The sequence below is a fragment of the Pseudalkalibacillus sp. NRS-1564 genome, assembly GCF_050467905.1.
GTDB lineage: Bacteria > Bacillota > Bacilli > Bacillales > Guptibacillaceae > Guptibacillus > Guptibacillus hwajinpoensis_B.
Genome location: NZ_JBITPM010000018.1, coordinates 1 through 16,133 on the forward strand (window position 1 = coordinate 1; position 16,133 = coordinate 16,133).

General features: G+C 37.9%; 16 protein-coding genes and 1 other annotated feature. Of the genes, 4 read left to right on the top strand and 12 right to left on the bottom strand.

The window, feature by feature from the left end:
* Positions 1 to 17: 17 nt before the first annotated feature.
* From ACIFPW_RS08810 to ppsA, 4 genes are all read right to left on the bottom strand, one after another.
* Positions 18 to 1,121, bottom strand: a complete 1,104-nt coding sequence (locus ACIFPW_RS08810; protein WP_430243562.1) for a copper resistance D family protein — start codon at positions 1,119 to 1,121, stop codon at positions 18 to 20.
* A gap of 3 nt (positions 1,122 to 1,124) precedes the next feature.
* Positions 1,125 to 1,688, bottom strand: coding sequence for a copper resistance CopC family protein (locus tag ACIFPW_RS08815; protein WP_430243564.1), 564 nt, complete (start codon positions 1,686 to 1,688; stop codon positions 1,125 to 1,127).
* Between the two features lie 315 nt (positions 1,689 to 2,003).
* Positions 2,004 to 3,227: an MFS transporter gene (locus ACIFPW_RS08820; RefSeq protein WP_430243566.1), complete on the bottom strand. Its 1,224-nt coding sequence runs from the start codon at positions 3,225 to 3,227 to the stop codon at positions 2,004 to 2,006.
* Between the two features lie 67 nt (positions 3,228 to 3,294).
* Positions 3,295 to 3,545 (bottom strand) — a binding site (T-box leader).
* Between the two features lie 45 nt (positions 3,546 to 3,590).
* Complete coding sequence (gene ppsA / locus ACIFPW_RS08825; protein ID WP_430243568.1) at positions 3,591 to 5,957, bottom strand: phosphoenolpyruvate synthase; 2,367 nt, start codon at positions 5,955 to 5,957, stop codon at positions 3,591 to 3,593.
* Between the two features lie 297 nt (positions 5,958 to 6,254).
* On the opposite strand from ppsA, the gene ACIFPW_RS08830 reads away from it, so the two are divergent.
* A complete protein-coding gene (locus ACIFPW_RS08830) occupies positions 6,255 to 7,487 on the top strand; it encodes a PucR family transcriptional regulator (RefSeq protein WP_430243570.1) in 1,233 nt (410 codons plus the stop codon).
* 123 nt (positions 7,488 to 7,610) lie between these two features.
* Positions 7,611 to 8,735 (top strand): alanine dehydrogenase, encoded by a 1,125-nt coding sequence (gene ald / locus ACIFPW_RS08835; protein WP_430243572.1) that lies wholly within the window; start codon positions 7,611 to 7,613, stop codon positions 8,733 to 8,735.
* A 151-nt stretch (positions 8,736 to 8,886) separates the two neighbouring features.
* Here ald and ACIFPW_RS08840 read toward each other — a convergent pair whose 3' ends face one another.
* From ACIFPW_RS08840 to ACIFPW_RS08860, 5 genes are all read right to left on the bottom strand, one after another.
* A complete protein-coding gene (locus ACIFPW_RS08840; protein ID WP_430243909.1) occupies positions 8,887 to 9,021 on the bottom strand; it encodes a hypothetical protein in 135 nt (44 codons plus the stop codon).
* A gap of 256 nt (positions 9,022 to 9,277) precedes the next feature.
* Positions 9,278 to 10,195, bottom strand: a complete 918-nt coding sequence (locus tag ACIFPW_RS08845) for a DMT family transporter (RefSeq protein WP_430243574.1) — start codon at positions 10,193 to 10,195, stop codon at positions 9,278 to 9,280.
* A gap of 328 nt (positions 10,196 to 10,523) precedes the next feature.
* Positions 10,524 to 10,745 (bottom strand): DUF3953 domain-containing protein, encoded by a 222-nt coding sequence (locus ACIFPW_RS08850; protein ID WP_430243576.1) that lies wholly within the window; start codon positions 10,743 to 10,745, stop codon positions 10,524 to 10,526.
* An 83-nt stretch (positions 10,746 to 10,828) separates the two neighbouring features.
* Complete coding sequence (locus ACIFPW_RS08855) at positions 10,829 to 11,377, bottom strand: DUF4269 domain-containing protein (protein WP_430243578.1); 549 nt, start codon at positions 11,375 to 11,377, stop codon at positions 10,829 to 10,831.
* 103 nt (positions 11,378 to 11,480) lie between these two features.
* Positions 11,481 to 11,879: a disulfide bond formation protein DsbD gene (locus tag ACIFPW_RS08860; protein ID WP_430243580.1), complete on the bottom strand. Its 399-nt coding sequence runs from the start codon at positions 11,877 to 11,879 to the stop codon at positions 11,481 to 11,483.
* 1,058 nt (positions 11,880 to 12,937) lie between these two features.
* On the opposite strand from ACIFPW_RS08860, the gene ACIFPW_RS08865 reads away from it, so the two are divergent.
* Entirely contained in the window at positions 12,938 to 13,141 is a 204-nt protein-coding gene (locus ACIFPW_RS08865; RefSeq protein WP_098443859.1) for a hypothetical protein, read from the top strand.
* A complete protein-coding gene (locus tag ACIFPW_RS08870; RefSeq protein WP_430243582.1) occupies positions 13,138 to 13,737 on the top strand; it encodes a zeta toxin family protein in 600 nt (199 codons plus the stop codon). The genes ACIFPW_RS08865 and ACIFPW_RS08870 overlap by 4 nt, the downstream gene beginning before the upstream one ends.
* Positions 13,738 to 14,705: 968 nt before the next feature.
* On the opposite strand, the gene ACIFPW_RS08875 is transcribed toward ACIFPW_RS08870, so the two are convergent.
* From ACIFPW_RS08875 to ACIFPW_RS08885, 3 genes are all read right to left on the bottom strand, one after another.
* Positions 14,706 to 14,891: a hypothetical protein gene (locus tag ACIFPW_RS08875; protein ID WP_430243583.1), complete on the bottom strand. Its 186-nt coding sequence runs from the start codon at positions 14,889 to 14,891 to the stop codon at positions 14,706 to 14,708.
* A 346-nt stretch (positions 14,892 to 15,237) separates the two neighbouring features.
* Positions 15,238 to 15,477, bottom strand: coding sequence for a membrane lipoprotein lipid attachment site-containing protein (locus ACIFPW_RS08880; protein ID WP_430243585.1), 240 nt, complete (start codon positions 15,475 to 15,477; stop codon positions 15,238 to 15,240).
* Positions 15,478 to 15,571: 94 nt separating this feature from the next.
* On the bottom strand, positions 15,572 to 16,126 hold the full coding sequence (locus ACIFPW_RS08885) for a CPBP family intramembrane glutamic endopeptidase (protein WP_430243586.1): 555 nt from the start codon (positions 16,124 to 16,126) through the stop codon (positions 15,572 to 15,574).
* Between the last annotated feature and the right edge of the window lie 7 nt (positions 16,127 to 16,133).

Genomic DNA, 16,133 nt, shown 5'->3' on the forward strand with positions numbered 1-16,133 from the left:
CTCTCGGGGGTTCGTATTTACATCATTTGAACGCTTTGTAGCAAAGCTAAATAAGCTGATATGATAAACAACACGCTCATTAGAAATGAAAAAATTGGTGCCATCTTTTTCATAAATGCAGCAATCATCACCACTATAAACACTACGGCTAAAGCGCCAAGCAATAGCGTATTCACGTTAACGACTAATTCAATAGAGACACCAGGTCGAACTAATCCGTTTGTGAATAGCGTAAACAGCGGTGATACGCCTTCAAGACGAATGAAAGAAGCCAGATTGTTTGGAGGTGAAGAGTGGCTCATCGCACCCGTAGCGGCAAAAATCAGTAACACCATAACGGATTCTACTTTTGTCCACGGTCTTGGATCAAACGATTTATTCTCTTTAAGCTTTTTCTTCATGATAACACCATTCAGAAAGGCATATCCGAGTAGTGGAACAATGAGCAAGTGTTTAATTAATAAGCTTTGTCCGTAAGAAACCATCCATGCATCAGGATAATCTTGTATTGGAATAACGAACTGCATTAACAATAGCCCTGTGATTCCTACTACTATGAAACAGATAATAGCGGTTGGATGAAACCATCTCAGAAATTGCGTCCAGTTTGCCGCGTTTTTTGAAAACCAGCTTATGACAAAAAGTACTCCTACCCAGGTAATAACACCCGTAAAGTGTATCGTATGAATAATGAAACCCTTAACTGGATGAAGAGAGCTTGAATGGCTCGCCCACCCTAGTGCTAGAATGAGAAACAGAAGAAGAACCATACCAATGAATGGATATCTCTTCTCCTGTCCATCATCAACGAAGAGAATAAATAGGCTTAACATAATCGACAGCAGAACCGTAAAAGTCCAAGCCTGGCCTACTTTAAATGTGAATAATACTGACGACAGGGCTTGCCCTATTCCATAGTCATCATATAAATAAAGAAGTAAATCCAAAATCGGCATGAAGGAAAAAAGCGCAATTCCTCCTGCAGCCAATAGGCGAATTTTTTTAGGAACATGAATAACCGGCTTTTTATCGTGAGAAATAAATAAGAAAAGATAATCCGCAATCAGTAACGCAAAGCTAATATAAAGCAGTGCTTCACTGATTACTGTTAGGAAAAACATTGATTATTTTTTCCTCCTCATTAACAATACGCTACCAATAAGCACAACAACCAGGACACCAATTACGATGCCGATTACTGTACCACTAGAATTTTCTTCTTCAGCGGTATCTGCCTTAGTCTCTTCTTCTTTATTCCTTTGTTCTTCCGTCTCATCAGTTTCTAATTCTTTCGTTGTTTCTTCAGATGATGACTCATCTTCCTTCACTTCCGATTCAGGTGCGTCTACTGAAAAAGAAAACGTTCCTTCAATTGGATGACCATCAACTCCAATAATTTTCCATGGCACTTCATATTCTCCGTTTTCAATTGGCTGATCAAAAGTTCCAGTCATTGTGTTGTTTTCAACTGTGATGTTATCAACTGCTACGGTTTCACCACTCGCATTTTGTAATTCAAAAGAGCTTGTTTCCTCAATTTCTGTTTCGAAAGTGAGGGTTACTATGTCTAACTCCTCTGTAATTGTACTTCCATCTTCAGGGTTAGAACTTTCCAATCCAGTATGGGCGTAAGTCATATTCCCAAATGTGAGTAAACACGCAATTGTTAAAACCAATATTTTTTTCATTATCGTTCCTCCATTAGTTATTTCTGCTGGCAGAATGATTCTCTGTTTCCTATATGAAAAAGGAATCGGAAAACACACCTGAATAAAATATGTGAATCTTTCACTACTCATCACATTCTTCAACAGTATAGTTTCATTATGAGAAACGCTAAAGGTGAATACAATGCTTACAAAAAAAACAGTTTTGGATATTCCATGAACTTTCTCAGTGAGAATAGAAGCAATATTTACTTTTCATTCAAGACAGGTGTTCTGCCTTGACTTTTGTCCTTTCGATCGTTATTTAACACCTGAATTGATTGAAAAGGATGGCTACTATTTAGCCATCCTGTGTACTTTCACCGACCTCGTATTCAAAACAACTCCTAAAAGAAGTAATGCAAAGGTTAGCATCACACTTGAACCTACTATAACGCTAAAACGTATAGATATAAGTTCTGCAGCGATGCCACAGCCAAGCATCACGACGATAACAAAAACCGCCTCAAGCCAGCTGAACAAACTACCAATCCTCCCCATGACATCAACGGGAATATTGTTTTGATAAAAAGTGTAAAAGCCAGTATTCATGAACGAAAGAGAAAAGGAAAGAACAAAGCAGCCGATCGCAGCTAACTGAAAGGATGACGATAAAGCAAATATCAGATACCCAATGGAAAGCACAATGGCCCCGCCTCCTATTAACGACAGGGGATCTCTTTTTTCTGCAATAACGGTATTAAGAATGGCTCCCAAAAGAACTCCGATTCCAGCGATACTTACGAGAAAACCATATTCGGTATTTGTCAGATGAAGAACTTCTGTTGCGAAGCTCGCTTCAAGTGAATCGACTCCCCAACTCATCACGCCAACCGCACTCACTAGAAAATAAATGAGAATCACAAAAATAGCGCTTCGACTAAACATGTAGACAACACGCCAATCTTCTTTAATCATTTGAAATGAAATCACACCAGATATGTTCATCCTAGTTTCAGCTTCTATATCAGGTAGCAAGAGAAACAACATGCCAGCAAGAAATAATGCAACTGCATTAAGGTAAATGGCATTGGTTGGCGTTCCGATAATAAATAGCACACCAGCAATCGCTGGCCCAATTACAAATGCACCTGAATCGACCAGGCTTCGAAGAGAATTGAAATGGATTCGCCTTTCTTTAGGAAGAAGCTTCGTCATGTAAGTCATTGATGTTGGATGAAAAATCGAGCTACCCATGTTGATCAGAAATACAAGAGCATAAATCATCCATAAGCTTGATAGTAGCGGGAGAATAAGCATCACTAATGCCTGAGTGACATTCACCCCAATCATAAGCCAACGTTTGTTCACGCGATCAATTAGACTTCCAGCCCATGGATTTGTGAATAAAGTTGCGAATGGCTTCAGTAAGTATAGCCCTGTCACAGCAAGTGCTGACCCTGTTTGATTTAAGATGATGAGATTGAGAGCAATATGGTACACCCATCCTCCGATATTTGACACTCCCATTGTTGTAAGCAACAATAGATCGTTCTTCCGAATAGTACTAAGACGCTTCATAACTTGTCAGCTCCAATCGCGATAAGTTTTTAACCAATAAAAAAACCTCACCCCCAGGACGTATAGTCCCGGGGGCGAGATTGCTTATCGCGGTGCCACCCCGGTTCAGTCATGTGTCGCCACATGACTCTTATCAGGTACGGCAGAAGCTGCTTATACCATAGCTCGTTAACGGGAGCTCCCGTTACACCATCCCCACGTTCGGTTCCGATGTACAGCTCAGAGGTTTGGTTCAATCATGTTACCTTCACTCCTTTTCAGCTACCGGAGCTCTCTGTGTAAGGTCGCATCATCTACTCTTCTCATCATCGCACTTGATTTTGTTATATAATACCAGTACGGCTACACCTTGTAAATGCTTATTTACAAGCCTCTTATTTTATTTAAAATCATACGCTGCTCAACAGACGCAACTGACCTTCTAGTCGCTGCCACCGTATCTGGATTAATGCTTACGCTATCAATTCCTTCTTGAATGAGAAACTCTGTGAATTCAGGGTAAGTTGACGGCCCCTGGCCACAAATAGAAACGGTTTTACCATACTTATGCGCCCCGTGGATCAGCTGTTTAATCGCTCGTTTTACGGAAGGATTTCGCTCATCGAAATAACCCATGCTGTTCAGAATGCCAGAGTCACGGTCCGATCCAAGAATAAGCTGTGTTAAATCATTGCTTCCGATGCTGAAGCCATCCACAAGCTGCGCGAATTCCTCCGCTTCAAAAATGACAGACGGCACTTCCGCCATAATCCAAATCTTGAATTCCTGATTTTGAACTAGTCCTTCTTCTGCCATAATCTTCTTCACTTTCTCCACTTCCCACGTTGTCCGAACAAATGGAAGCATTGTCCAAACGTTGATTAGGCCGTACTCATCACGAACTTTTTTAATCGCTCGACACTCCAAACGGAATCCTTCTTCATACTGAGGAGAAATATAGCGTGAAACACCTCGCCAGCCGATCATCGGGTTTGCTTCAACTGGTTCCACTTCATCTCCCCCGATGAGGCCACGAAATTCATTCGAGCGGAAGTCGCTTAGACGGACAACCATCGGCTTCGGGTAAATATCCTGCGCCACCTTCGTGATTCCTTCGCTCATTTTTTCAATAAACATCTCTTCTTGTCCGGTTTTAAGCAAATGCATCGGGTGAATACCGATATTTGAAAAAATAAATTCCGTTCGCATTAACCCAATGCCGTCAAACGGCAAGTGTTTGTATTTATTGATTAGATCAGGCTCACCGAGATTCATATAAATCTTTGTTCCTGTAATCGGTGCAAGCTGATGAAGAAGTGCTTCGTTAAACCCTTCGTTGGTGTTCGTCGCTTCAGTAGCCGATTCTTTCTTACTCGCTGGATCAGCGTCATTTAGAATTCCTTCATATACAACTCCACGCGTCGCATCAACCGTTACTTCCATTCCATCCATTAACACATCTGTTGCAATCGAAGATCCAACAATACACGGGATTCCGAATTCACGTGAAACAATAGCGGCGTGACACGTCCGTCCGCCTTCATCTGTAACGAGCGCTGCCGCTTTTTTCATAGCAGGAATCATATCTGGATTCGTCATAATGGTCACTAGAATGTCGCCTTCTTCTACAAGAGAAACTTCACTAATATCTTTGATTTTACGAACCTTTCCGCTTGCAGAACCAGGTGAGGCAGCTAATCCTCGAACGAGCATCTTCTTTGGCGTTTCAACCTTTTCAACCACTTTTGTTTCCTCCTCTTTTAGTGTTGTTATTGGACGAGCTTGCAGAATGTAAAGTTCATTTGTTTGGCAATCAAGGCCCCACTCAATATCCTGAGGCGTTTGATAAAGTTCTTCAATTCGAACAGCGTCACGTGAAAGCTGAGCGATTTCAGCTTGCGTTAAGCATTGTTGATTGACGTGCTTCTCACTTAAATATTCTTTCACGGCAACCGTATCCGTTCCGATTGCGTTGGCTTTCTTTACGACAAGCACTTTCTTTTCGGCTACGTGCTTTTCGATTAAATTAAACGTTCTCTTATCGACGATGTATTCGTCTGGTGAAACCATCCCTGAGACAACCGCTTCGCCAAGTCCCCAGCTCGCATTAATCATCATCTGCTCTCGTTCACCCGTAATTGGATTCGCTGTAAAAATAACACCTGATTTTTCACTATTCACCATTAGTTGTACGACCGCACAAAGAGAGACATCGAAATGGTTGAACTGCTGTTTTTCGCGATAGTAAATAGCTCGTGATGTCCAGAGCGACGCCCAGCATTTCTTGATGTGATAAAGAAGTGCTGTAATCCCAGAAATCTCAAGATATGTATCTTGCTGACCTGCAAAAGAGGCTTCCGGAAGATCTTCAGCCGTTGCCGAGCTTCGAACGGCAACGAAAGGGTCCGTTACGTTAAGATCCTCACTAAACGCTGCATAAGCATTTCGGATCTCTACTTCAAGAGATTCAAGCATATCTGTCTGTAGGATCCATTCCCTGATCTCAGCACTCACCTCATTAAGCTGATCATTATTTTCATAATCAAGCGTCTTCATTTTTTGAAGAATCGACTGATCAAGTTCTCGTTCAGAGATAAACGTGGCATACGCTTCAGCTGTTACACAAAAACCAGGCGGTACGTGTACACCACTCTGCGTAAGCTCTCCAAGATTTGCTCCCTTACCACCGACAAGAGCAATATCTTCCTTTCTTATTTCATGAAACCATCGAATCGCACTTTGCTCCACCATTTATCCAACGCCTCCCTACTAGATTCGATTATTAGAATAACATATTAATTTAATTATGTCATACTATTTATTTTAAAAGTTTAATAATGATGAACTTATAGGTTGATAGGTTATTATTTTCGTCATTTTTTCTCACCTCGGCCATGATACGTGCCCACTTTCCTTTGTGAATCCTAACAATTTCTTAACTTCTCTTTGTGAAATCCCACAAAGGTGTTCATTTTCTTGTATACTCTTAATCAGAAGTAATGAATGTAAGGACATCGTTTACGAGTCATAAGAAAGGAGTGGTAGAAAATGCATACCGATCAAGAACGTCATAACCCTTTTCAGGGGCCATTCCGTTCGTTAGAAGATTTAGCTGACTGCATTCGAGAAAACCTTGGCTGCCCCGTCACGATTGAAGATTCAGATCATCGCATTCTAGCGTATAGTTCACACGATGAAAATGTGGACCCTGCTCGTATTGCTACTATCATGAAACGAAAAGTTCCAGAAGATGTGATCAAAAGCCTATGGAAAAAAGGCATTATCCCTCAGCTATTTGAGAGTGATGATCCGGTTATTATCCCGGCGATCCCAGAAGTAGGGCTAGGACAAAGAGTGGCGATATCGGTTCGAAAAAACGAAGAGCTTCTCGGCTTTATTTGGGCTCAACTTAATTGGGAAGTAAAGCAAGAAGAATTAGCGCTTCTAAAAAAAGCGGCTAAAGTCGTTAAAAATCAAATTCTTAAACTTGAAATAAAGAAGCGACATTCAGAAGAAGGTCATCGCGAGTTTTTCTGGAAACTGCTTACGGGACATTATACGAAAGAAGCAAATATACTAGATCAAGCCTCCACCTACCAAATTAAGATAAAGGGTGAAATGGCGATCGTTGTCTTTGAGTTTAATGATGAAATTCAACAATCGCTCGAACGCCATATGAACTATTACATTCAGGCTTCTCACCAAATCGAATTAATCTATAGTACGTTGGATCAGAATCAGCTCATTCTGCTCGTTCGACCAACTGATCAAAAAAACACGGCCGAGCAGCTATCAGAATTTGTACAGGTGTTTGTTGAGAAAATTAGTAATCGCCTTGGTGTTGATACATTAAAAGGCGGAGCTGGTACGCTTTACCAAAGTCCTCTTTCGATTAAAGATAGCTACCGTGAAGCACTTCATGTGTTATCCATTAAAGAACGATTCAAGCGTGAAGTGAAGTCAATTTATAGCTATCAAAATCTTGGGATCTATCAATTTATTGATCTTCTCTATAAAGAGCGCAAGCATTATCAAAACAATTATATTGAGAAGCTCAAGCAGTACGATGGCATTAATCACACACAGCTACTTGAAACGCTAGAAGTATATTTGCAGCACGATAGCAACGTGAAGGCCGCGGCTCAGGTTCTCCATGTTCATACGAATACGTTAAACTATCGGTTAAAACGCATCACTGATGTAGCAAATCTTGATTTAAAAGACGCTAACCAAAAAGTCACAATCTATCTCGATTTAAAAATAGAACAAATGAAATTATAGGGTGTTTGTGTAATTACACAAACACCCCCTTTTATTTTCTTTTATTTACACAATGTGAAATCCAAATAGGGCGTCTATAATCGTAGGTAATTGATCATTAATTAAGGCTAAGGGGATGAAATGATGTATATTGGTATTCCAAAGGAAATTAAAAATAATGAAAATCGTGTAGCGATTACTCCAGCAGGCGTCATCGCACTAACAAAGGCTGGTCATCACGTAACAGTTGAAACTGAAGCAGGAATTGGAAGCGGTTTCGAGGATATCGACTATCGAGAAGCTGGCGCCACAATTGCGACAGATGTAGCCGTTGTTTGGAATCAAGAAATGGTGATGAAAGTAAAAGAACCACTTCCTTCTGAATATACTTATTTCCGTGAAGGACTCATTCTCTTCACTTATCTACATTTAGCAGCTGAGCCTGAACTAACGAAAGCTCTTAAAGATAGCGGCGTAACAGCGATCGCGTACGAAACAGTTGTCGATCGTGGAACATTGCCACTTCTAACACCAATGAGTGAAGTGGCAGGACGCATGGCTTCTCAAATCGGTGCACAAATTCTTGAAAAGCCTAAAGGCGGAAAAGGCATTTTGCTTGGCGGCGTTCCAGGAGTGAAGCGTGGCAAGGTAACCATTATCGGCGGTGGCGTTGTAGGTACAAACGCAGCGAAAATCGCGATGGGTCTTGGCGCAGATGTGACGATTCTTGACTTAAGCGCTGAGCGCCTTCGTCAGCTTGATGATATTTTCGGAAATGCGATTAATACGCTTATGTCTAATCCACTCAACATCGCACAAGCTGTTAAAGAAGCGGACCTTGTTGTTGGAGCCGTACTCATTCCAGGAGCAAAAGCTCCGAAGCTTGTAACCGAAGAAATGGTGAAAAGCATGACACCTGGATCTGTTCTTGTCGATGTTGCGATTGACCAGGGCGGAATCATTGAAACAGTTGATCACATTACTACGCACGATAACCCAACTTACGAAAAGCACGGCGTTGTTCATTATGCCGTAGCGAACATGCCTGGTGCAGTTCCAAGAACATCAACGATCGCACTAACAAACGTAACGATTCCTTACGCGATCCAAATCGCAAATAAAGGCGTAACGGCTGCGATCCAAAGCAACCCGGCACTTGAAAAAGGATTGAACGTAGCAAACGGAGCGATTACTTACGAAGCCGTTGCACGTGACCTTGGTTATGACTATGTTTCAGCAAACGATGCTTTGCTTGGCACGCATGCTTAAACCGTTAAATTGTAAAAGGGGAACTCCAATGAGAATGGAGTTCCCCTTTTTTTCATTCAATTAAAGCTCCAACTTTGCAAAAAATATCGAAATATAACTTGTCATAAGAAAAACATAGGACGAATTTAATCTCCCTCTGTTTTCCACAACATTATTTATCTGTCTGTTTTTGCTTCTTTTTTAAATACTCCGCACGTATTTTTTCAAGATGACTCTTTTTATCAAATTTAGCAGACGGCTGTTTCTCATGAAACTTTGTCACAGCTACCTTACTTTTGTGATCCAATTGATATCTTCCCACTTTGCTCACCACTTTTCTTCTCTTACAAGAGAATCTATTCAACAATATAATACACCTTATTTTACAGCAGTAATCTTTATTTTGAACACTTATTTCACAAAAAATGTACTTCTAGTTCTTAAAAACTTGCTCCGAAATTACTGAAGACTTGATCTCGAGATATCCTCAAGATTTTCAACTAACGCACCAAATAGGCTTTACTGCATTTGGTAACGAGTCGTGACAGGCACCGTCAAATGAATCACGCTTCGATACGGTTATATTGCTGTGGGCGATTTATTTTTTGGTTCTTTGATTCCTGCACGATGATCACAGAGCTGATCACCATGATCATTCCGATATATTGCCACGTCGATAAGGTTTCGTTGAAAATGAAGAACCCGATGACAGACGCGACGACTGGCTCAATCGTTGCTATAATCGAGGCACGGCTTGATTCCACATATTGAAGACCTTTCGTGTAGAAAATGAATGCGAGCATCGTAGAAAGAAAGCCAAGTCCGATTACGAGTCCTACCACTTTTAGATCGGTCAAAGTAGAAACTCTCGAACCTAATCCACTGAAAGGGACAATTGCGAATGAAGCGAAAAGAAACGTGTACACCGTAACGGTTAGTGAGTCATATTTCGAAAGTGCTGCTTTTCCGAATATGCTGTAAAGGGCATAGAAAAATCCTGATCCTAGTCCAACGATTAATCCATATAGCGAAATGGATGCGGTGGAGCTAGAAAAGATTCCAATTACAAGGGAACACCCTATCAACGTAATCATTAGGGCAGTGACCTTGCGAGCGGTCAGTGATTCTTTGAAGAGAATTCGAGATAGAATCGTAACAAACGCCGGTGCTGTATAAAGTAAGATGAATGCAATCGAAATAGAAGACTCTTTCATAGAACTGAACAAACACCAATTAAAAAGAACAATACTAATAATACCGGTACCTATGAAATACCCGGAGTCCCCCACCTTTATTTTGAACAGATGACGATTCTTTATAAAAACATAAGGGACCATGAAGATGGAAGCCGTTAACACTCGCATTGCTACGACTTCAAGCGGCGTAAATCCTATCTCATAAAGGTACGTTACGAAAATCCCTATTACTCCCCATAGTGAAGCTCCGATTGCAATCAGTAGCCATGCCGATTTACTTTCCATCAACATCCCTCCTATCTATAATCCATTTATACTAACACAGGACTAATTCCCCTTCAAAACCATATCTGGATTTAAGTAAGTATAAATTAAGGTCCAGACATCAAACAATTAAACAAATCTACGCAAATTATCTCAAATCCAAGTTTTCTAGAATGCCGCACAAATTTCCATACTAATCATTTCAAAAAAATTCCCCATAACTCAATCTTTATTTACAGTTAAAAGGAGCCTACCTATTACAGATAAGCTCAGATTTACTTGAAGACTTGATTTCGAAGCAATCAGTTAGATTTCCCACAAAATCTCACTCTGTTTTTTGCTAGATTACTTATATAGTATAAATCCCAACAAAAAAACTAAATCCAGCAACAAGAAATGATGTGAATGCGACTGGCTTTCGTTTTTGAAATTCAATAACTCCCATGAGAAGAAACATTCCACCCATTAATAGCAATAAATAAGGCAACATGATTCCAGTTGTTCCAGTTACCAAGCCATAGCTACAAAAGGCAACTAAAACAGTCGCCAAAATTATTCTAATTATTTTCACCAGTATTCCCCCTGACCTTTTCTTCAGAAAGTCAAACTAAATACCTATTTAAAGATAACTCCGAGTTTATTGAATAAAGTAATTCAATTCATTTTGGATATAATCCCCTCTTCAATTCCATAGCGTATGAGACCATAATATGGATCTTCAGTAATTCCGAGGATCTCACAAAATGCTGGTTCAGTTTTGTGACCTTGTTTTCTGAGTCCTAACACTTTGGATTTAAGTTCAGGAATTTTTTGCATCAACTTATATTCAATTATCATATGAAGATATGCGTTCTGATTATGTACAGGCTCATTTTGCCCGAATAACTCGAATTCAAAATTATTGAAAACAAAATTCGCTTTTACAACCTCTTTAAACCTAATGGTTGTTCGCTTCACCTTGAATTTTTCTTTATTCCCATAAAGAGTTTTTAGCTGACTTTCGAATTCATCTAGTTTATTTACATCCATAATAATGTCTAGATCAGAGTCCTCTACATCAATTCCAATTGGGATGGTTCCGCACAAGACTGGATGGTAGGTTCTTAATTCATACATAATACCCAGTTTTTCAATTGCTATATAAGCTTTTTTCTGTTTATCACTACCAAATTTCATTGCTTCAAATAATTGAATGAGTACCACCTTCCAACTTAAGGTTATCTAATTTGAGAATGACATGATGTATTCCAGATTTGCTCCGAGATTGCAGAGTAGCCTCTGTCCTTCAAGACTCACAAACATCTCCTTATCTTGTAGCATTAAAGTTACTTGTTACTTTATAAACAACACTGCCAAAAGTAAACTTAACAGGGTATAATGAAAGAATCACAGCAATAATCACACTGAGAGTCCTTACCCCTCCAGTTAAGTGTAATATATCGTTTATCAAGTAATTAGCCAATTGGATAAGACTAAATACAATAACCACTGACACAATAAATGCAAACAAGCTTAGAATTATTTGTAATAAGGACATTTGTTTTATCTTTCCTAATTTTTTTATGTTGCCATTATTAACTGAAAAAGAAATATACGCCATTGGCGTTAATAATAAGTACCAACTTGAATAGCCAAACCCTATCCACGAAGCACCCATTGCCAAAAGCAGAATCCACCCAATTATGTTAAAGGTTTTTTTACTCACTAAAACACTCCCCCAAAAAATTTTCAGAAAGGCCCCCGTTAGCTTAATAACTTTTTATTTTCCTTTAGAATTACATTGTCGTCTTTTTTTCCTCTTTCCAATGCCTCACGATAAGGCTTGCAGAGAAAATTAACAATATCAACATAAAAATTGAGGAAATTAAAGATATAATTCCTGCTTGATTACTAATGTCATTAAAGAGTTCGAACAAAAAATAAGGCATTAACAGTATGCTTATTACAAATATAAGAACTTCAACTTTCACTTTTGATACCTCCATTACAAATTTTCACTTTTAATTGCAACCATTCTACCGATGGTAAAGTGAATTTCTTCAATAATATGGCCGAATTTATAATACCAATTATTTCAAATGAATCCACATGACTCAATCTTTAATTCTAGTTAAAAGAAGCCTATCTTATTAATGATAAGCTCCGATTAAATGGAAGACTAGACTTCAAGATATCTTCGGTACTTAAAATAAGTCTTCTTTGAAACCTCGAACCATTTTCATAAGCTCCACTATATGATGATTAGAAAGATCTTGATTTTAAGATTTTTCAAAAGCCCACTCATATAACCATTTAAAAAATGTTGCAAAAAAAGAGATGCCAATTATACTTACAACTGTCTGCTTATGTGATAAGAACAACACATTCCATATTGATAGGCCAACAATCATGAATAAGAAGAACTTAAAATAACTTAACACTTTCACCACCTCTATTTTTCACACTAAGATTTGATACACAGACTTCAATATTTTCATTTCGTTTCCAATACATTTACGAAAGAAGGTCCTACTTTGTTTCAACCTGTCTATTATTTGATAACTGATCCTTCTATATAAATACTCTAAACAAAAAAAGAGAGCCAATTCTTTGTTAAAGAATCTCGCTCCGAGATTGTTTAATAACTGTTATTTCAAAGACATTTCTTCCTCAAGTGATTGTCGTTCCATTTCTGGCACCTCAGTAGTCAGCTATTGTGGAGCCTTATGAAAATATTCATTTCATCTGATATAATTAAATTACAAAATAAAGGTGGTGGTTTATGTGTTAGAACGTGAAAGTGAATCACAAGGAAGAAAGTTTGCTTGGGTGGGTAAATGGGCAAAAATGACTGGTGATCGTGCAAAAATTGATGCCAAGGTAAATAACACCTATATCGTTTATGATACAGAAAATGGCCTTGTGAAAGAGTATCCTGATGGAACCGTTGTAAAGTTTGACCAAAAACCAGATGGTGATATTGAATGACAAAGCCAAAGCTCCCTCCTATGATGTATGTTTTTGCTGGTAACAATGGGAGTGGAAAAAGCACGCTACGTAACCTTCTAATTGATAAGTTAGGCATAGACATTAATATTGATCCTGATTCCATTGCGCGTAGATTGGATCCACAATCACCTGAGACGAAACAATTAGCAGCAGGTAAAGCAGCCGTAAGACTGATTTACGAGTGCATTGAAGAAGAAAAGAGTTTTTCAATTGAAACGACGCTCGCTGGAAAAAATGCGATTCACCAAATGACCAAAGCCAAGGAAAAAGGATTTGAAATTACAATGTTTTATGTTGGATTAAGCCACGTCACGCAAAACATTGAGCGAGTCGCATTACGAGTGAGGAATGGTGGCCATCATATCCCAACAAAGGACATCCTGAAAAGAGATATCACTTCCAAAGAAAACCTACTTCAACACTTGTCACTCATTAACAACCTCGTCGTTATCGATAACAGCAAATCAGATGGAGAATTGATTTTAGAAATATCTAATAACCAATTAACCTTCGAAACTGATGAGATACCTGACTGGGCAGACCCTATAAAACAGAAATTTAATACTCTAAGGTGAAAGCTTCTTCTATTGGTTCATAGAAGAAGCTTTTTAATGTAACTAAGGAATGAACACAAACTAAACAATCGCTCCGATTTTACGGAACTAGAATAAAAATGATATATTAGTTTTCGTTATTCAATCCTTTAGGTCGTTGATACATAAACACGAAAGTCAATATAGTAAGTAATGAAAATAAAGATATTCCTATGACCACGAAAGTGTCATTATATAAAAGTGCACACAGAGTTGTCCAAATTATTACACCTATTACAAAAGAAGCTCTTGGATAAAAAACTTTGATTGCAACTAAATTAAATATAGTCAAAAAAAGAACTAATGTGAAACCATTGTAATACCAAAACTCGATATCCTTTATATCATAAATAAAAAAAGAGAAAAAAAACGGAAATGCCAATATAACTAACAATTTACTTCTATTATCTTTGGTCATATTAATCCCTTCTGATTCCATATAGGTAAAAGTTTGGTTTTAGTTCCAAGACTCTCAATTATGTCGAATTCAATCCTTTCATTACACTGCCCAGTTACTAGCAAAAAATAGAGCATAATCGTTTTAGAGTAAAGCTCCGAGATTGTCGAAGAAAGAAAATTACAATTTGAGTTTAATTATTGTTTTTATGTTTTTTAATAGATCTATTAACCGCTAACCCGCATAGAGCACATAGTAGGACTACTATTAATCCTGTTATTGAGTTCAGGTTTCCTGAAAACTTCAAAATACTCAATGTTATTAATAAAAGTGGTAAAAGAATCAGAAAGAAAACTTTTATTTTCAGACTCATATATTACCTCCTTGATCTCTGATCAATTAAATTAACCTTTATTTAATACCAATTATTTCAAAATAATTTACTTAAATCAATCTTTTATTTCAAATTGAAAGTGCTTATCTTATCACAGATAAGCTCCGAGATTGTGGAAGACTCGATCTCATGATAATCTATCTTGTAATGATCGGATTTTTATGTTCGATCAGATTTCTGTTCTAACAACCTATCTATCTTCGCTTCCACTCTACCTAGTCTAGACGCCCTCTTTTTTAATATAATGATGAGCATCACAATCCCCACAGGGATAGCTACTAAAAGAAGAAATGCAATTACCTGGTATATAACATCCCCAGTATTAAACCCAGCTGCTAATAGCATAAAATAACCTCCAATAAAAATAAAAGTCCATCATAACAAGATTGCTAACTTAACACTTAATTCCAATTATTTCAAAACCCAACCACATACTCAACCTTGTTTTAAAAAAAAGACGTAATTCCGCAGTGGGAATTACGTCCAATAAATGAAAATCGATATTCACTGTTTACTCTACTTTATTATTGCAGAATTGCTCCGAGATTACGGAAGATCATTTATTTACGAACACTTTTTCAGCTTTCAATTTCTCTACTCCTTTTTTCCTTATCCAAACTTCAATATCATCATCTTCTTGCAGTTCTTCTTTACTGTTTCTTTTTCCCTCGATCTTTGTTTTCTCATCAATTTAGATTTCATACACAGGATAGGAAGCCTCTGGATCAGTAGCATACGGAGATATAATAATACTAGTTTTATTTATCTCTTGAATATATACCTCGGTATAATCTGCGGTTTTATTAGCTTCTTCTTTCTGTTCTATATTTGGCATTGTATTTGAGTTTGAAGAATTTTTTCCATCCGTTATTTCTTCTGAACAACCTACCAAAAATGTCGTAAATACAAAGAGAAAAATAAACTTTTTCAAATTGACTTTTACCCTCCTACATTCGTACTTTACATTATTAAATAATCGGTCCGATTTAGTTGAACATCTAAAATGTTGATTCCTATATTGCCTACTATATGTAATTAAAATAGTAGAGTGAAAATAAGTTCCATAGAAAGTGAACGAGTATACCAGGAACAATAGACTTAGTTAATCCATAAACACTCCCAAAAACGATTCCTAATATGACCCCGAATAACGGATACTCTGAATGCATCATTCCGAATATTATAGAGGAACCCAATAGTGCGAAGATGAAATAGAAACGTCTATTCATCCAAATAGATAATGGTACTCTGAACATCAACTCTTCAAACACTGGAGCTATTATAAGCTTACCAACAAGAAGTGATATTAGTTCGAAGGTATCTAAAAAAAGTGTTTGTGAATAATTACTAGTAAGTAAATTGAAGGTTGATGATAAATGACGCTTGAAGATTACTAGGTTTGCAAAAAATATGGTCAGAAATGCTGTTAAAATCAGAAGGTACGTTGGAAATTTCTTTAGAACACTAAAATCAAATGCTTTCTTATAAAGCTGCCTTGTCTTTGGGAAAACATAGATTAAACCTAAAAGAGCACCATAAATAATAAGTGCCCAGTATAATGAAAAAGTTGGTGTTTGCACGCTGCCT

What these genes read in the sequence shown, in the direction of transcription:
- ACIFPW_RS08810 (WP_430243562.1), bottom strand. Translation starts at nt 1,121, where the DNA reads ATGTTTTTCCTAACAGTAATCAGTGAAGCACTGCTTTATATTAGCTTT.
- ACIFPW_RS08815 (WP_430243564.1), bottom strand. Translation starts at nt 1,688, where the DNA reads ATGAAAAAAATATTGGTTTTAACAATTGCGTGTTTACTCACATTTGGG.
- ACIFPW_RS08820 (WP_430243566.1), bottom strand. Translation starts at nt 3,227, where the DNA reads ATGAAGCGTCTTAGTACTATTCGGAAGAACGATCTATTGTTGCTTACA.
- ppsA (WP_430243568.1), bottom strand. Translation starts at nt 5,957, where the DNA reads ATGGTGGAGCAAAGTGCGATTCGATGGTTTCATGAAATAAGAAAGGAA.
- ACIFPW_RS08830 (WP_430243570.1), top strand. Translation starts at nt 6,255, where the DNA reads ATGCATACCGATCAAGAACGTCATAACCCTTTTCAGGGGCCATTCCGT.
- ald (WP_430243572.1), top strand. Translation starts at nt 7,611, where the DNA reads ATGTATATTGGTATTCCAAAGGAAATTAAAAATAATGAAAATCGTGTA.
- ACIFPW_RS08845 (WP_430243574.1), bottom strand. Translation starts at nt 10,195, where the DNA reads ATGGAAAGTAAATCGGCATGGCTACTGATTGCAATCGGAGCTTCACTA.
- ACIFPW_RS08870 (WP_430243582.1), top strand. Translation starts at nt 13,138, where the DNA reads ATGACAAAGCCAAAGCTCCCTCCTATGATGTATGTTTTTGCTGGTAAC.
- ACIFPW_RS08875 (WP_430243583.1), bottom strand. Translation starts at nt 14,891, where the DNA reads ATGCTATTAGCAGCTGGGTTTAATACTGGGGATGTTATATACCAGGTA.